Here is a 15,052-nt window from a genome sequence, read left to right on the forward strand (position 1 = left end):
TGCGGGGCACGCTGCCGGGTCGCGCCGCCTGGAGCGCCCGCGGCATCGGATCAGGTGGGGTCGTCGCCGCGGGACAAACGGTCCCAGCTGTCGATCTCGTCCGCCGGCCCCGCCGGGGTCGCGGAGCCGCCGGCCGGAGTGCCAGATGCACTTCCTGCCGCCGGTGTGTCATATTTCGTGCGGGACTTCCAGTACCGGCCCGCCGGGACGATCAGCAGTGCGCTGAGTCCCAGCAGGATGCCGGCGACGACGGCGAGGGCCGGGAAGACCGTGACGTCCACGTTCACGTCGCTGCCGGTGATCCCGGTGGCGGCGGCGATCGAGCCCTGGGCGGCGGCCAGCGGGTCCGCGATCACGACTGCGGCGGCGCTGACGATGCCTGCGGCGGCCAGCAGGATGAGTGCCGTGATGATCCAGCGTGCGATCCGGCCGGCAATGGACGCGGCCAGGCCGCCGGCGAGGGCCACCAGGGCGAGGGCCGTGACGGTGGTGGCGGCTTTGCTGCCCTGTACCTGCAGGCCGTCCTGGCTGTTGACGGCCTGGCCGAGCTGGGCCGGGTCCAGGTGGACGGTGAGCCAGGTCTGCGTGGTGGTGCCGAAGACGGCCAGCGCGAGGGCGACGACGGCCAGGACCAGGGTCGATTTCCGGGCCCAGCGGGGAACTGCGGGGCTGGTGCTCTTGACGGTGGCGCCGCTCATGGCTGCGTCCCGGCGTCGGTAATGGACTCTGCCGTGATGTTGCGCAGCGACCGGGCTGTGTGGACGGCGCGCATCGGGGCGGCGGCCTTGTTGACGGTTTCCAGTGCCTCAGTGGCGTTGACGGAGTCGGCCACGATGCCGCCGCCGGCCTGTACATAGGCGCGCCCCTCCCGGAGCAGGGCCGAGCGGATGGCGATGGCCATGTCCATGTCGCCGGCGAAGTCGAGGTAGCCCACCACGCCGCCGTAGATCCCGCGGCGGTGCGGCTCCAGCTCATCGAGCAGGCGGAGCGCCCGCGGCTTGGGCGCGCCGGACAGGGTTCCGGCCGGGAAGGTCGCCTTCAGCACGTCGTAGGCTTTGGCCGTGGGCGCCAGTTTGCCCACCACGGTGGAGACCAGGTGCATGATGTGGCTGAAGCGTTCCACCTCCATAAACTGCGTGACGTCGACGGAGCCGGCCACACAGACCTTGGAGAGGTCGTTGCGGGAAAGATCCACCAGCATGAGGTGTTCGGCGCGTTCCTTTTCGTCCGCGAGGAGTTCCTCGGCCAGGGCCTTGTCCGCCTCCACGGTTTTGCCGCGCGGACGGGAACCGGCAATGGGGTGGGTGATGACTTCCTCGCCCGTCACGGTCACCAGCGCCTCCGGGGAGGATCCGACGATGGAGTACTGCCGGCCGTTGGCGTCCTCGAGGCTGAAGATGTACATGTACGGGCTGGGGTTGGTGTTCCGGAGCACCCGGTAGACGTCCAGCGGGTCCGCCCCGCATTCCATTTCGAAGCGGCGCGAGATGACCACCTGGAACACTTCGCCGTCGACGATCGCTTCCTTGCCGCGGTCCAGGGCGGCCAGGTACTCCGTCTCGTCCCAGCGCTCCTGCACGCTGGAGGCGAAGTCCAAGGCCGCCGGGTCCAACACGGAGACCGGCTGCTTGACGGGGGCGCTGACCTGCGCCAGCAGGGCCTTCACCCGTGCAACGGCGTCGTGCCACGCCTCGTCGACGCGCTCGGTGCTGTTGTCGAAGTTGATCGCGTTGGCAATCAGCAGGACGGTGCCGTCCATGTTGTCGTGCACCGCCATGTCAGTGACCAGGTTCAGCGCCATCTCGGGCAGGTCCAGATCGTCCTCGGGCGGGCTGGTCAGCTTCTCCCAGTGCCGCACGGTTTCCCAGCCTAGGAATCCGACCAGGCCGGACGTGAACGGCGGAAGGTCCTCGAAGCGGTCGGTGCGGAGGGCTTCGACGGTGTCGCGGAGGGCATCCACCGGGTTGCCGCCGAGCGGCACGCCGACGGGAGGTTCGCCGAGCCAGTGCGCCTGGCCGTCCTTGGTGGTCAGGGTGGCCCGTGAGCGGGCCCCGATGAAGGAGTAGCGGGACCAGGAGCCGCCGACGGCCGCGGATTCCATCAGGAACGTGCCCGGCTGGCCCTGGGCGAGTTTACGGTACAGCCCGATCGGGGTTTCGGCGTCAGCAAGAACCTTCAGCCGGACAGGGATGACACGGCTGTGGCCTGCGAGTTCACGGAACTCCTCCAGGCCCGGGCTGATGATTCCAAGGTCCTGCATGGCTGTGGTTTCCGCCTGTTCTTTCAGTGGTCCTGAAGGTTGAGTGTGTGGTCTTGCACCCCGGTGCGGCTGTCACGTGCGGCTGTCACGTGCGGTTGCCTTGAGCGGCTGTACGCCGCGGTTGGCTGCCCCGGTCCGCCGTCGGCTCTGGGTCAGCCGGCGTGTGCGGGGTCAGCCGGCGTGACCGGTGACGGCGTCGAGTCCGCGTCCGTCGAAGCACGTCCGGGTTCCCGTGTGGCAGGCCGCTCCGACCTGGTCCACGCGGACCAGCAGCGCATCGCCGTCGCAGTCCATCGCGAGCGACTTGACCCACTGCACGTGGCCGGACGTGTCCCCCTTGCGCCAGTACTCCTGGCGGGAACGCGAATAAAACGTCACCCGCCCGGTGGTCATGGTGCGGTGCAGGGCCTCATCATCCATCCAGCCGAGCATCAGCACCTCGTTGGTATCGAACTGCTGCACGATCGCAGCGACCAGGCCGGCGCTGTCCCGTTTCAGGGCTGCGGTTAGTTCCGCAGGGAGCGGGCTTGTGGGCGCGGGCGCGGTTGGACCCGGGCGGACCCCGTCAACAGCGTTTCCGCTGACGGCGTTTCCCTCGGGACGGGCGGGGGCGGGCTGCTCAGACATCGCCTCAAGTCTAGTGCCTCGGGGCGGGGCGCCGCCCAGCTGCCCGCCGCTGCACTTAACATCGGCGTCACCACGGTGTGAATCGCCTCCCCGGAGCCAAAACGACGGCGGTTCAGGTGCACACGCGCCGCCGTCTCGTGCTAGTTTCACAAGTGATGCATTTCGTCGATCCTTCCCGAGAAGTTCTGGCCGAAACACTACTGGCGGCCGGTCCTGACTCCCCCACGCTCTGCAAGGGCTGGCTCACCAGGGATCTGGCTGCCCACTTGTACCTGCGCGAGCGAAAAGCCGCCGTCGGACTGGGACTGCTGTTCAAGCGTTTGTCCAAGGCCTCGGACCAGGCCACGGCCGAGCTGGCCGCGACGCTCAAGACGCCGGAGGACTACAACAGGCTAGTCAATTCCTTCCGCGCCGGCCCTTCCGCGTTCTCGCCCATGAAGATCAAGGCACTGGACGAAAGCGCCAACCTGATCGAATACTTCGTCCACACCGAGGACGTCCGCCGGGCGGTCGACCGCTGGGCTCCCCGCGCCCTGGACGAGGAATATTCCGACGCTCTCTGGGACGAACTGGTGAAGCGGGCGGCCATCCTCTACCGCGGCGTTGACCTCGGAATCGTCCTGGTGCGCCCGTCGGGACCCCGCCACGTCGCCAAGCGCGCCCCGGTGTCCGTGGCGATCGTCGGCGATCCGGGTGAACTCCTGATGCACGCCCACGGCCGTACCCGGCATGCGCTGGTGACCTTCGAGGGCCAGCCGGACGCCGTCGCGCTCCTGCAGTCCGCCGAAGTGGGACTCTAGTCCCCACCCACTCAGACGCAAAAACGCGGGGCCGGTTACCAAGTAACGGGCCCCGCGTTTTGCGTTCTGTGCTGTCCGGTTCTGCCCTGTCCGGACGCGTGCCGTCCAGTCCTGTGCTACCGGACTTCGAAGCCTGCTTCACGGATCGCGGACTTGACCTGGGCGATCATGTCCAGCGGCCCGAAGTGGAAGACCGATGCGGCGAGCACCGCATCAGCGCCTGCCGCCACGGCCGGCGGGAAGTGCTCCGGCTTGCCGGCACCGCCGGAAGCGATGAGCGGAACCTTCACCCCGGCCCGCGCGAGGCGGATCAGTTCCAGGTCGAAGCCGTCCTTGGTGCCGTCGGCGTCGATCGAGTTGAGCAGGATCTCACCCACACCACGGTCGGCCGCCTCACGGGCCCACTCGATGGCGTCGATCCCGGTGCCCTGGCGCCCGCCGTGCGTGGTGACCTCGAAGCCGGAGGGGGTGGGCTGCGACCCGGGACGCGTGCGGCGTGCATCGAGCGACAGCACGAGGACCTGGGAGCCGAAGTGCCGCGTAATTTCGTCGATAACGTCCGGACGGGCGACGGCGGCGGTGTTGATCGCGGCCTTGTCCGCGCCGCAGCGCAGGAGCCGGTCCACTTCGGCCACGCCGCGGACGCCGCCCCCGACGGTCAGTGGGATAAAGACTTCCTCGGCGGTGCGGCGGACGACGTCGAACGTGGTTTCGCGGTTGCCCGAGGAAGCCGTGACGTCGAGGAAGGTCAACTCGTCGGCGCCGCCGTTGTCATAGCGGTGGGCCAGTTCCACGGGGTCTCCGGCGTCGCGGAGTCCTTCGAAGTTGATGCCCTTGACCACGCGGCCGGCATCAACGTCCAGGCACGGGATAACGCGGACGGCTACAGCCATGACTTCTCCTGGTAATCGCTTTGCGGAAGGTTTACGCGGGCCGGGTCAGATGCGGCAGGCGTGGATGGTGCTGACCAGGATGGCGCGGGCGCCGAGGTCGTAGAGTTCGTCCATGATCCGGTTGGTCTGCCGCTTCGGCACCATCGAACGGACGGCGACCCAGTCCGAGTCGCGCAGGGGTGAAACGGTGGGAGACTCCAGTCCGGGTGTGAGCGCCGCGGCCTGTTCCACGAGCTCCTTGCGGATGTCGTAGTCCATCATGACGTACTGGCGCGCCACGAGGACGCCCTGCAGACGGCGGATCAGGACCTCGGCGGCCGGGTTCTGCTCGCCTTTGCGGCCGATCAGGACGGCTTCGGAGTTCAGGATGGGCTGGCCGAAGATCTCCATGCCGGCTGCCTTGAGTGTGTTGCCGGTTTCGACGACGTCGGCGATCGCGTCCGCGACGCCGAGGCGTACGGAGGATTCCACGGCGCCGTCGAGGCGGACCACCTTGGCCTTGATGCCGCGATCGGCGAGGTAGCCGCGGAGCAGTCCGTCGTAGCTGGTGGCGAGGCGTTTGCCCTCAAGCTGTTCGACGGTGCTGAAGTCGCCCACCGGGCCGGCGAAACGGAAGGTGGAGGCCGCGAAGCCCAGCGGGAGCAGCTCTTCGGCGTCAACCTCGGCGTCGAGGAGCAGGTCGCGGCCGGTGATGCCGACGTCGAGCGTGCCCTGGCCGACATACACAGCGATGTCGCGGGGGCGGAGGAAGAAGAATTCAATGTCGTTGTCCGGGTCCAGCATGACCAGCTCGCGGGTGTCGCGGCGCTGGCGGTAGCCGGCTTCGGCGAGCATGGCGGAGGCGGCTTCGGACAGGGAGCCCTTGTTCGGGACGGCAACTCTCAGCATTGGGGAGGTCTTTCTTGGTCGGGACGGTGTCCGTCGAAAACAGTCCGTTCAAAAACGGTCCGTTCAGGAACATTCCGTCCAGTATCAGTCGGTTCAGGCACAGCGGGCCACGCTATACACCGGATCCGCAGGTCAGGGCCCGGGCGGTTCCGGCGGGAACGTGGCTAGAGATGCTTGTAGACGTCTTCCAGGCTGAGACCTTTGGCGAGCATCAGAACCTGCAGGTGATAGAGCAGCTGCGAGATCTCTTCAGCGGCGGCTTCATCGGATTCGTACTCGGCAGCCATCCAGACCTCGGCTGCTTCCTCCACGACTTTCTTGCCGATGCCGTGGACTCCGGAATCCAGTTCGGCGACGGTGCGGGAGCCCTCCGGACGGACGGCTGCCTTCTCACTCAGTTCTGCGAACAGCGATTCGAAATTCTTCACACCCTCCAGCCTACTTGCTCGCGGGCGGTGGGCGCCTTCCGGGGGCTCGCATGACGGCGGGGATGTGAGCGATTCCACAGGGGCGGGGTTCCGTCAGGGCCGGGTTCCGCAGGGGCAGGGTTCGGCCGGGCCGTCTCCGGGTCCCGGCCGAACCCTTGCTTCAGTCCTAGCTGAACTGCTGGAGCGTCACCGCGGTGGCAAGGGCAGCGGTGACGGCCTCGTGGCCTTTATCCTCGGTGGATCCCGGCAGCCCGGCCCGGTCGATGCCCTGCTGTTCCGTGTCGCAGGTCAGCACGCCGAAGCCGACCGGGACGCCGGTGCGCACCGAGACCTCGGTCAGACCCAGTGTGGCCGCCTCGCAGACGTACTCGAAGTGCGGGGTTCCGCCGCGGATCACGACGCCGAGGGCCACGACGGCGTCGAAGTGCGGTGCCAGCCGGGCGGCGGCGACGGGGAGCTCAAACGTCCCGGGAACCCGGAGCACAGTCGGTTCGCTGATGCCGGCGTCCTTCGCCGCGCGCAGGGCCCCGTCCAGCAGCCCGTCCATGATCTGGGTGTGCCAGCTGGCGGCCACGATGGCCAGCTTCAGCCGCGAGGTCTCCTCCGGTTTGAAGGTGCTGAGGTCAATCTGTGGTGCGCCGTGGCCGCTCATGTGGAAATCCTTGTTCTGCTAAGTCGTTGTGTGGTGTGGGGCAACGCCAGGCGGCCCGCCGGGGCCGGCTGAACGTCGTTCAGTCTTGTTCGTGGTCGAATCCGCGCGGGCCGGCGGCCGGGGCGGCCGGCTCCATGTCCAGGACCAGCCGGTGGTCCATGCGGTCCTTTTTGGTCTGCAGGTACCGGAGGTTCTGCTCCCGGGACGGCACCTCGGTGGGCACCATCTCCACAACGCGGACGCCGGCCTGGGCCAGCCGGTCCTGCTTGTCCGGGTTGTTGCTCAGCAGGCGGACCTCGTGAAGTCCCATGTCCGCGAGGATCTGGGCGGCGGCCTTGTAGCAGCGGGCATCCACGGGGAGGCCCAGCTGTTCGTTGGCCTCCACGGTGTCGAAACCGGCCTCCTGCAGGGCATAGGCCTTCATCTTGTTCGCCAGGCCGATCCCCCGGCCTTCCTGGCCGCGCAGGTACAACAGCGTCCCGCCCGACTCGTTGATCAGCTCGAGAGCGTAGGCCAGCTGCTCGCCGCAGTCGCAGCGGTAGGAGCCGAACACATCTCCGGTGAGGCACTCCGAGTGGAGCCGGACCAGCGGGGCCGTCCCGTCCACCGGCGGCAACGGGGAGCTGACTGCCAGGTGCTCGGCGCCGGTGGCCAGGTCGGTCCAGGCCTGCGCCACGAAGTCGCCGAAGGCCGTGGGCAGCTGCACGATCGGGCCGGCGCTGACCGGATGCGGGCCGCCGGCCGCCAACTGTTCTTGTGCTTCAGATGTCGTCATCTTTTCTCCTCCATCACGCGGGGTCTGCTGCATGGCCGGCGGAACCCCCGGCCTCAAGGTAGGCCACCAGGTCCGCAATCGAAATCAGCGGGCAGCCGTGCTCCAGGGCGAAGCCGCGAAGTCCGTCCAGCCGCATCATCTCTCCGTTGTCGTGCACCACTTCAGCGATCACACCGACGGGCTCGAGCCCGGCCAGCTGGCATAGTTCCACAGCTGCCTCGGTATGCCCGGGACGTTCCCGCACTCCCCCCTTAACGGCGCGGAGCGGGAAAACATGCCCGGGACGGGTCAGCGCCGCCGGTTCGCTCCCCGGATCGGCCAGGATCCGGGCCGTCAGCGCACGGTCCGTGGCGGAGATTCCGGTGCTGACACCCACCGCGGCGTCGCAGGACACCGTGTAGGCGGTGCCCTTGGCGTCCTCGTTGATTGCCACCATCGGCGGCAGCGCGAGGGCGTCCGCCCGATCGCCGTCGAGCGGTACGCAGATGACCCCGGAACTGTACCGGATGGTCCAGCCCATCAGGGCCGGAGTGGCGTGCTGCGCGGCGAAGATGATGTCGCCTTCGTTTTCACGGTCCTCGTTGTCGACCACCAGGACGGGACGCCCGGCAGCGATGGCGCGGACGGCGTCTTCGATCCGGTCGAGTCCGGCTGGGGGGACGACTGTTCCGGGTGCGGCGAGCTCCGCCGGCACGGCAGCGTCGGAGGGGTCGTTGAGCAGGGGCCGGGCAGGGATGTCCGTGACGTTGATGTCCTTGACGTTGTTCACGCTGTTGCCCCCTCTGCGCGTACCGCTGCTCCCCCGGCTGCCGCGCCGGAAAACGCGAGCAGGCGCTCAGTGTACTTCGCCAGGACATCCACTTCGAGGTTCACGCGGCCGCCGATGGCTTTCGCGCCCAGGCCGGTGTCCGCCAGCGTGGTGGGGATCAGCCCCACTTCGAACCACGGCGCCGGTTCAGCGGCCGGGCTCACCGCGGTCACCGTGAGCGACACGCCGTCGACGGCGATGGAGCCCTTCTCCGCGATGTAGCGGGCCAGCCCGGCGGGAACGCCGAAGCGGAGCCGGTCCCAGTTACCCAGAGCCTCCCGCTCCAGCAGCCGGCCGACGCCGTCGACGTGGCCCTGCACGACGTGCCCGTCCAGCCGGCCGCCGGCCGGAACGCAGCGCTCCAGGTTGACCGGGTCCCCGGCGGTAAGTTCGCCGATGGTGCTGCGGGTCAGGGTCTCGCCCATGACGTCGACGCTGAAGTCCTTGCCATCGATCTCCGTGGCGGTGAGGCAGACGCCGTTGACGGCTATGGAGCCGCCGAGGGCCAGTCCCTCGGTGCTGGCGGGGGCGTGGAGCCGGACGGTGGCGCTGATGTCGCCGTTGCGGTCAACGGACAACACCTTCCCCTGTTCGGCGATTATTCCGGTGAACATCAGATGCCTCCTGCGGCGGTGCCCGCGCTGGCGCGGAGCGGGGTTGAAGCGGGTGAAGTGTGGGTGGCGGGGCGCAAGTGCAGCCGCAGGTCGCGGCCGAGCACTTGCACGGCCCCGCCAAACGCCGGGTCCCATTCCCAGCGTTGGGCGTCGGCCAGCGTGGTGATCCCGAGGTCTTCCAGTGCCGGTGTGCCGGAGCCGAGGAGCGTCGGGGCGAGGTAGACGATGAGTTCGTCGACGAGCCCGGCGGCGAGGAACGCGCTGAGGATCCGGGAGCCGCCTTCCACCATGAGGTGCCGGACTCCGGCGGAGAACAGTCCGTCCAGCGCTTCGTGCGGGTCTCGGGTGGGCAGGTGGAGGACCTTGCCGTCGTCGCCGTTGATTGCGGCGCCCTCGGGGATCCCGCGGTAGCCCATCACGACGCGCAGCGGCTGCTCGCCGGTCTGTGTTCCGTCGGGGCCGCGCGCGGTGAGGCGCGGGTTGTCGACCAGCACAGTCTGGGTTCCCACCAGGATCGCGTCGATCCGGCCGCGCAGGGCGTGGTTGTCAGCCAGCGATTCCGGGCTGGAGATCCACTGGCTGGTGCCGTCGCTGGCGGCGATCCGGCTATCGAGCGTCTGCGCGATGTGGAGGGTGACGAAGGGCCGCCTGGCGGCAACGGCCTCGAACCAGCGCCGGTTCAGCTCAAGTGCGGCTTCCGCGCCGAGCCCGGAGCGGACGCGGACCCCTGCGGCGCGCAAGGTGGTTGCGCCGCCGGCGGCGGGGTCGTGCGGATCGTCGATCGCGTAGACGACGTCCGCAACACCGGCCTCGATGATCGCCTGCGCGCAGGGACCCGTGCGGCCGCAGTGGTTGCAGGGCTCCAGGGTGACCACCATGGTGGTGCCGTTGAGGTCATGGCCGGCGGCCTTTGCCTGGTCAATCGCGTCGGCTTCCGCGTGGGCGGTGCCCGCCCCGCGGTGGTAGCCCGTGACCAGCTGGGTTCCGTCAGCGGCAATCACGACGGCGCCAACCAGCGGGTTGGCGCCACGGGGCCCCTGCAGGGCAGCTGCAAGGGCTGCCTCCATGGCCGCGGCCTCGGTGGCGCTGAAGCCTGCTCCGGCCGGAACTGAAACGTACCCGGCAGCGGCGCCGTCCGCCGCCTCGTGTGTGGTGTGTTTGACGCTCATCAACCTGCCACCGGGCTTTCAAAGACCGGAGTGGTGGTGAAGAGCCATCGCAGAGAGTGCATGTGTGTGTCGTTCCTTCCCTCAAAGCCGCGATGGCTCCGGGGGTATACGACAGCGAACTTCCGCGGCGCCACAGGGCTCCGCAGTAACAGCTGTACGTGCTTCTCTCATCCAGACTTTAACTGTCGGTACCGGAGTTCCACCGGTTCAACCGTCTGCCGGCAGCCTTCCCGTGGGAGGTGCCGGCTCGCGGGTCGCGGACTATAACCGCCGGTTCGGACTTACACCGACCCCGGAGCACGTATGTGTCTTGCTATTCTGGCACAACCGCCGGGCAGCTTTGGCTATTCCCGCCGTCGTGATGTTACAGGGTGCGTCATTTTCCGCCTCCGCTGGGCCGCTGTCAGCTGGCGCTGGGCCGTGCCCGCAGCGCTGGCCGGCGCTGGCCGGCGTCAGCTTGCGCTGTCTAGCGCTGGCCTGCGGCGCCCGCTAGCGCTGTCCCGCGGCGCGAAGCCGGTCGATCGCCTCGGCCGGATCATCGGCACCGTAGACGGCGGAGCCGGCCACAAAGACGTTGGCGCCGGCATCGGCAGCACGCCAGATGGTGTCAGCGGTGATGCCGCCGTCGACCTGCAGTGCCACGTCCAAGCCGGACGCATCAATGGCCGCGCGGGCCCGGCGGATCTTGGGCAGCGTAAGGTCGAGGAATTCCTGGCCGCCGAAGCCGGGCTCCACCGTCATGATCAGCAGCATGTCGATCTCGCCGAGCAGGTCCAGGAAGGGTTCCACGCCGCTGCCCGGACGGAGCGCCAGCCCTGCCTTGGCCCCGCGGGCCCGCAGCTCACGTGCGAGTTTAATCGGCGCAATCGAGGCCTCGGCATGGAACGTCACGGAGGCGACCCCGGCGTCGGCGTAGGCCGGAGCCCAGCGGTCCGCGTGCTCGATCATGAGGTGCGCATCCAACGGAACCGGGCTTATCTCCTGCAGCCGCGCAACCACCGGCAACCCCAGCGACAGGTTGGGCACGAAGTGGTTGTCCATGACGTCCACGTGAACCGCATCAGCGTTGCCGATTCGCTGCAGCTCGGCTTCGAGGTTGGCGAAGTCTGCGGAGAGGATGCTCGGATGGATACAGCTCTTGGCCATGTGCATTTCCTTGTCATTCTGCTGAGATGTCCGGTGGGGGCGCGAACCCCCGTGCCTAGTATTCCCTGTTGGTCAGGCCTTTTTGTGGATGAGCGCCAGGAACATCGCGTCCGTCCGGTGCACGTGCGGCCAGAGCTGGGCGGTGAGCTCGTGCCCGGCGTCGAGGTGGCCCGTGAGGCTGACGCTGTCCAGCGCGGCGCCGGCGTCGAGCAGTTCAAGATCGTCGCGTTTCCGCAACACATCGCTCACGACGGCGGTCGTTTCGGCGGGGTGCGGCGAGCACGTCACGTAGGCCACGACGCCGCCGGGCTTTACGGCCGCCAGCGCCGACTTGAGCAGCTCACGCTGGAGCGGGCCCAGGTCCGTCAGGTCCTTGGGGGTCCGGCGCCAGCGCGATTCCGGGCGGCGGCGCAGGGCGCCGAGTCCCGTGCAGGGGGCATCGACGAGCACACGGTCGAAGCTCTCCGGCATCTCGGTACCCACCTCGCGGCCGTCGCCGGTGCGCACATGCCAGACCTCGTGCGGCACGGCTGCGAGGGCCTGACGAACCAGTTTGGCGCGGTGCGGCGCCGGTTCGTTGGCCAGCAGCGTGGCGCCGCGCTCCCGGGCGAGGGCGCCGAGCAGGGCCGCCTTGCCGCCGGGACCGGCGCACATGTCCAGCCAGCGTTCGGCTGGCTTTTCGGCTGACACTTCGGCTGCGGGGCTACCGGTCCCCTGGCTGCTGCCACCCAGATCGACGGCGGCCATGGCGCGGGCCACCAGCTGGGAGCCGACGTCCTGGACGCGGGTGGTGCCTTCACGCACGGAAGCGAGCCGGCCGAGGTCTCCGCCGTTGGAGAGCGCCGAGCCTTCGACGAGTTCGCCGGGTGTTGCGCCGCCTTCGAGGGCCTCGTCCAAACTGCCCAGCCCGGGGAGTGCTACGAGGTTGACTACCGGCGCGGCGTTGTCTGCCTCGAGGAGGTCGCTGATCTCGGTGACGGGACGGCCGTGCGCCACGAGGGACTGCCGGAGGGCCCGCACAATCCATTCGGGGTGGGCGTAGCGGATGGCGGCTTGTTTCGTTTCGTCCGTCTCGTCGCTCAAGAGCAGGTCCAGCCACTCCTCGAGAGTGCGGGCTGAAACTTTACGCAGCACGGCGTTGATGAGGGCCGACGGTCCGGCGCCAATTACGGCGCGGGCCAGGCCGACGGTCTGGTCCAGCGCGGCGTGGGCGGGGACGCGCATGGCCAGCAGTTGGTGGGCGCCGATCCGGAGCGCGTCGAGGATGGCCGGGTCCAGCTGATCGAGCGGCCGGTCCACGCAGCGGGCCAGGATGGCGTCGTAAGTGCCTTGGCCCCGCAGTGCGCCGTAGCTCAATTCCGTGGCGAAGCCGGCGTCGCGCTTGTCCAGGCTGTGGTGCCGGATCCTGGCCGGCAGCACGAGGTTGGCGTAGGCGTCCTCGGAGGCGACGGCGCGCAGCACCTCGAAGGCCACGAGCCGGGCAGGATCGGCCCGGCGGGTGCGCTGGGAGGGCGCGTTCTCGGTGAAGTCGCGTTGCGGTCCGCGGTTGCGTTCCCGGCCCTGCGCGTTCCGCTGGCTGCCGTCCCGTCCCCGGCCGCCTTGGCCGGAGCCACGCTGGCCGCCTTGGCCGGAGCCACGCTGGCCGCCTTGGCCGCCCTGGCCGGAGCCACGCTGGGGGCCGTTGCCGCGGCCACTGCCGCTCCCGGACTCGCTCATTCGAATACCACGCTTTCAAGTGTTGCCTGTCCGCGCGCCCAGTCGGCGGCGGTCATCATTTTCTTGCCCGAAGGCTGGATCCGGGTGAGTTCCACCGGATGCGAACCGGTTCCCACCAGCACGGCCTTGCCCTCCAGGGCCAGCTGGCCCGGGGTCAGCGCCGGTCCCCCTGGCCGCAGCACCACCGGTTCCAGCTTGACCCGCTGGCCGTCCAGGATGGTCCAGGCGCCGGGTTCCGGAGTGACACCGCGCGCCCGCCGCCCGATCGCGAGGGCGGGCTGCGTCCAGTCGATCCGGCCGTCCTCGAGGCTCAGTTTGGGGGCCAGGCTCACTTCGCCCTGCTGCGGGACCGCTGCCGCCTTTCCGGCGTCGACCGCGGACAGCGTTTGGGTCAGCAGCACGGCGCCGCTATGGGACAGCCGCTCAAGGAGCGCACCGGCGGTGTCGTCGGGGCGGACAGCTTCGGTGAGGGTGCCGAAAACCGGGCCCGTGTCCAGCCCTTCCTCCAGCTGGAAGGTGACAGCCCCGGTGACGTCGTCACCGGCGATGAGGGAGCGCTGCACGGGGGCTGCGCCACGCCAGGCCGGCAGTAAGGAGAAGTGCAGGTTGATCCATCCATGCCGGGGAATGTCCAGCGCCACCCGGGGAATGAGCCCGCCGTAGGCCACGATTGCGGCGACGTCCGGGCCGGCGGCCGCGATCTGCTCAGTCACCGCGGCGTCGACCCTGGCGGCGTGAATGATGTCGATGCCCAGTTCCGCGGCCCGGGCAGCAACAGGCGACGGCGTCAGCACGCGTTTGCGCCCCAGCGGCGCGTCCGGGCGGGTGAGGACGGCAACGACGTCGAATCCTGCCGCCACGAGCGCGTCCAGGGACGGCACTGCCACAGCCGGAGTCCCCGCGAAGAGAACTTTCACTGGGCGTTTCCGAAGGAGCCGAAGCTGCCTGCGCCTGCGGTGCCGGACCCAAAGCTGGTGCCGACCGTCTTGGCGCGCTTCGCCGTCGTCTGTTCGGTGATGGAGTCGTAGTTGGCGTTCCGGATGGCGCGCAGGGCCGTCTTCCGGTCCTCGCCTTCCAACCTGTCGGTGAAGAGGATGCCGTCGAGGTGGTCGGTTTCGTGCTGGAAGGCGCGGGCCAGCATGCCTTCGCCCTCGACGGTCACGGGGTTGCCGTGCAGGTCCACGCCGGTGACGCGGGTGTGCCGGTGGCGGCGGACCGGGAAGCCGAGGCCGGGGATGGAGAGGCAACCTTCCACCTCGTCGGGCTGGAAGTCGTCGCTGTTTTCCAGCACCGGGTTGATGATGTGTCCCTCGACGCCGTGAATGCGGTACGTGAAGACGCGCTGGCTGACGCCGACCTGGGGCGCGGCCAGGCCCGCGCCGTCCACGTCCTCCATGGTTTCGGTCATGTCGGCAACCAGCTTCGCTAGCTCAGGCCCGAATTCCGTCACGGGATCGGCAACTGTGCGCAGCACAGGATCCCCGATGATGCGGATATTCAAAATGGCCATGTGCAATCTGTCCTTACGGTGGGCGGCGGCGGATCCAGTCCAGTTTAGTTGCACACCGGACCTGGCCCGGACGGCAGCTGTTCATCGGGCTGGGCGGGGTGGACTGGTGGGCGGTGATGGTGGAGCGGGTTGGGGGTTCCTCTGCTGGGTTCTGTTCGCGAGGCGGGGCGGGGCGGCCCGGTTTCCGCTCGCGGGCTGGGGCGGGGGTGCGGATCCCTGCGTGCGCGCCGCGTGTGGCTCCGGGCGTGAGGTATGCGTGCGGCCTGCAGAGTGCGGCCAACCCGCGGCACATTTGTGGCCCGGATCCGATTCTGGCGGCATCCGGTGGTGGCGGACCGGGACCGACGCCGGCAGGATGATTTTGGCCCACTTCTGGGCCCGGTGCTGGCCGGCGTTATTTTGTCGTAGCTCGCCACTAATGTGAGTTCTATGGAAGCCGTGAGGGATTTCATCGCCGTTGAGGACTCAGGCCGGGGCATAGCTCCGGAAGGGCCGTCCGGTGTGGCCGGTGTTCAGGGTGTGGACACCGCCCTGGCACTGGTCCGGGAGGTGTCGTCGACGGCTGCCGGGGACGCTGCCTTGTGGGATTTCCGGGAGGCCGCGGATTTCGCCGGGACGGTGGAGGAACTCTCGCGGGCCCTGGACTACCTGCAGCTGGTGGCGGCCGGCGCCGTGGACCGAACCCGGAAACAGGCCGCCGCCGCTCCGAAAGCGAACACGGCGTGGACCACCGGTTGGCGGGACGACTCCACCGACGGCACGGCCG

Annotated in this window: 16 protein-coding genes, 1 pseudogene and 1 riboswitch; of the genes and pseudogenes, 2 read left to right on the plus strand and 15 right to left on the minus strand. The window is 68.9% G+C overall.

Annotated elements, in window-relative coordinates; genetic code table 11:
* Positions 1-50: 50 nt before the first annotated feature.
* From FS787_RS14445 to hisI, 3 genes are all read right to left on the minus strand, one after another.
* Positions 51-698, minus strand: coding sequence for a Trp biosynthesis-associated membrane protein (locus tag FS787_RS14445; protein WP_144673387.1), 648 nt, complete (start codon positions 696-698; stop codon positions 51-53).
* Entirely contained in the window at positions 695-2,260 is a 1,566-nt protein-coding gene (locus FS787_RS14450; RefSeq protein WP_144673389.1) for an anthranilate synthase component I, read from the minus strand. The genes FS787_RS14445 and FS787_RS14450 overlap by 4 nt, the downstream gene beginning before the upstream one ends.
* A gap of 171 nt (positions 2,261-2,431) precedes the next feature.
* Positions 2,432-2,887 (minus strand): phosphoribosyl-AMP cyclohydrolase, encoded by a 456-nt coding sequence (gene hisI, locus FS787_RS14455; protein WP_144673391.1) that lies wholly within the window; start codon positions 2,885-2,887, stop codon positions 2,432-2,434.
* Positions 2,888-3,042: 155 nt separating this feature from the next.
* Here hisI and FS787_RS14460 point away from each other — a divergent pair, with 155 nt between their 5' ends.
* The gene (locus FS787_RS14460; protein ID WP_056432204.1) at positions 3,043-3,687 is read left to right on the plus strand and encodes a TIGR03085 family metal-binding protein; all 645 of its coding nucleotides are present in this window, start codon (positions 3,043-3,045) and stop codon (positions 3,685-3,687) included.
* 116 nt (positions 3,688-3,803) lie between these two features.
* On the opposite strand, the gene hisF is transcribed toward FS787_RS14460, so the two are convergent.
* From hisF to def, 12 genes are all read right to left on the minus strand, one after another.
* Complete coding sequence (gene hisF, locus FS787_RS14465) at positions 3,804-4,580, minus strand: imidazole glycerol phosphate synthase subunit HisF (RefSeq protein WP_144673393.1); 777 nt, start codon at positions 4,578-4,580, stop codon at positions 3,804-3,806.
* A gap of 45 nt (positions 4,581-4,625) precedes the next feature.
* A complete protein-coding gene (gene hisG, locus FS787_RS14470; RefSeq protein ID WP_144673395.1) occupies positions 4,626-5,468 on the minus strand; it encodes an ATP phosphoribosyltransferase in 843 nt (280 codons plus the stop codon).
* Positions 5,469-5,632: 164 nt separating this feature from the next.
* Entirely contained in the window at positions 5,633-5,896 is a 264-nt protein-coding gene (locus FS787_RS14475; RefSeq protein WP_024367461.1) for a phosphoribosyl-ATP diphosphatase, read from the minus strand.
* A gap of 166 nt (positions 5,897-6,062) precedes the next feature.
* A complete protein-coding gene (gene ribH / locus FS787_RS14480) occupies positions 6,063-6,548 on the minus strand; it encodes a 6,7-dimethyl-8-ribityllumazine synthase (RefSeq protein WP_144673397.1) in 486 nt (161 codons plus the stop codon).
* Positions 6,549-6,627: 79 nt separating this feature from the next.
* Positions 6,628-7,323: a GTP cyclohydrolase II gene (gene ribA / locus FS787_RS14485; protein ID WP_144673400.1), complete on the minus strand. Its 696-nt coding sequence runs from the start codon at positions 7,321-7,323 to the stop codon at positions 6,628-6,630.
* A 13-nt stretch (positions 7,324-7,336) separates the two neighbouring features.
* Entirely contained in the window at positions 7,337-8,017 is a 681-nt protein-coding gene (gene ribB, locus FS787_RS14490; protein WP_144673725.1) for a 3,4-dihydroxy-2-butanone-4-phosphate synthase, read from the minus strand.
* Positions 8,018-8,088: 71 nt separating this feature from the next.
* Positions 8,089-8,745, minus strand: coding sequence for a riboflavin synthase (locus tag FS787_RS14495; protein WP_144673402.1), 657 nt, complete (start codon positions 8,743-8,745; stop codon positions 8,089-8,091).
* Positions 8,745-9,812, minus strand: a complete 1,068-nt coding sequence (gene ribD, locus FS787_RS14500) for a bifunctional diaminohydroxyphosphoribosylaminopyrimidine deaminase/5-amino-6-(5-phosphoribosylamino)uracil reductase RibD (protein WP_260982582.1) — start codon at positions 9,810-9,812, stop codon at positions 8,745-8,747. The genes FS787_RS14495 and ribD overlap by 1 nt, the downstream gene beginning before the upstream one ends.
* Before the next feature lie 256 nt (positions 9,813-10,068).
* A riboswitch (FMN riboswitch) is annotated at positions 10,069-10,219 on the minus strand.
* Between the two features lie 184 nt (positions 10,220-10,403).
* On the minus strand, positions 10,404-11,060 hold the full coding sequence (rpe, locus tag FS787_RS14505; protein WP_144673406.1) for a ribulose-phosphate 3-epimerase: 657 nt from the start codon (positions 11,058-11,060) through the stop codon (positions 10,404-10,406).
* 72 nt (positions 11,061-11,132) lie between these two features.
* Complete coding sequence (locus FS787_RS14510) at positions 11,133-12,776, minus strand: RsmB/NOP family class I SAM-dependent RNA methyltransferase (RefSeq protein WP_144673408.1); 1,644 nt, start codon at positions 12,774-12,776, stop codon at positions 11,133-11,135.
* The gene (gene fmt, locus FS787_RS14515; RefSeq protein ID WP_144673410.1) at positions 12,773-13,693 is read right to left on the minus strand and encodes a methionyl-tRNA formyltransferase; all 921 of its coding nucleotides are present in this window, start codon (positions 13,691-13,693) and stop codon (positions 12,773-12,775) included. Before fmt ends, FS787_RS14510 begins: the two co-directional genes overlap by 4 nt.
* The gene (gene def / locus FS787_RS14520; protein WP_144673412.1) at positions 13,690-14,286 is read right to left on the minus strand and encodes a peptide deformylase; all 597 of its coding nucleotides are present in this window, start codon (positions 14,284-14,286) and stop codon (positions 13,690-13,692) included. The genes fmt and def overlap by 4 nt, the downstream gene beginning before the upstream one ends.
* A gap of 429 nt (positions 14,287-14,715) precedes the next feature.
* On the opposite strand from def, the pseudogene FS787_RS14525 reads away from it, so the two are divergent.
* A pseudogene (locus tag FS787_RS14525) lies at positions 14,716-15,052 on the plus strand (hypothetical protein); the annotation flags it as partial.

This window comes from Arthrobacter sp. U41 (genome assembly GCF_007679325.1).
Lineage (GTDB): Bacteria > Actinomycetota > Actinomycetes > Actinomycetales > Micrococcaceae > Arthrobacter.

Coding starts and splice junctions, on each gene's coding strand:
- hisI (WP_144673391.1), bottom strand. CDS start 2,887: ATGTCTGAGCAGCCCGCCCCCGCCCGTCCCGAGGGAAACGCCGTCAGC.
- def (WP_144673412.1), bottom strand. CDS start 14,286: ATGGCCATTTTGAATATCCGCATCATCGGGGATCCTGTGCTGCGCACA.
- FS787_RS14445 (WP_144673387.1), bottom strand. CDS start 698: ATGAGCGGCGCCACCGTCAAGAGCACCAGCCCCGCAGTTCCCCGCTGG.
- hisG (WP_144673395.1), bottom strand. CDS start 5,468: ATGCTGAGAGTTGCCGTCCCGAACAAGGGCTCCCTGTCCGAAGCCGCC.
- rpe (WP_144673406.1), bottom strand. CDS start 11,060: ATGGCCAAGAGCTGTATCCATCCGAGCATCCTCTCCGCAGACTTCGCC.
- FS787_RS14450 (WP_144673389.1), bottom strand. CDS start 2,260: ATGCAGGACCTTGGAATCATCAGCCCGGGCCTGGAGGAGTTCCGTGAA.
- FS787_RS14495 (WP_144673402.1), bottom strand. CDS start 8,745: ATGTTCACCGGAATAATCGCCGAACAGGGGAAGGTGTTGTCCGTTGAC.
- ribA (WP_144673400.1), bottom strand. CDS start 7,323: ATGACGACATCTGAAGCACAAGAACAGTTGGCGGCCGGCGGCCCGCAT.
- ribH (WP_144673397.1), bottom strand. CDS start 6,548: ATGAGCGGCCACGGCGCACCACAGATTGACCTCAGCACCTTCAAACCG.
- hisF (WP_144673393.1), bottom strand. CDS start 4,580: ATGGCTGTAGCCGTCCGCGTTATCCCGTGCCTGGACGTTGATGCCGGC.
- ribD (WP_260982582.1), bottom strand. CDS start 9,812: ATGGAGGCAGCCCTTGCAGCTGCCCTGCAGGGGCCCCGTGGCGCCAAC.
- FS787_RS14460 (WP_056432204.1), top strand. CDS start 3,043: ATGCATTTCGTCGATCCTTCCCGAGAAGTTCTGGCCGAAACACTACTG.
- FS787_RS14510 (WP_144673408.1), bottom strand. CDS start 12,776: ATGAGCGAGTCCGGGAGCGGCAGTGGCCGCGGCAACGGCCCCCAGCGT.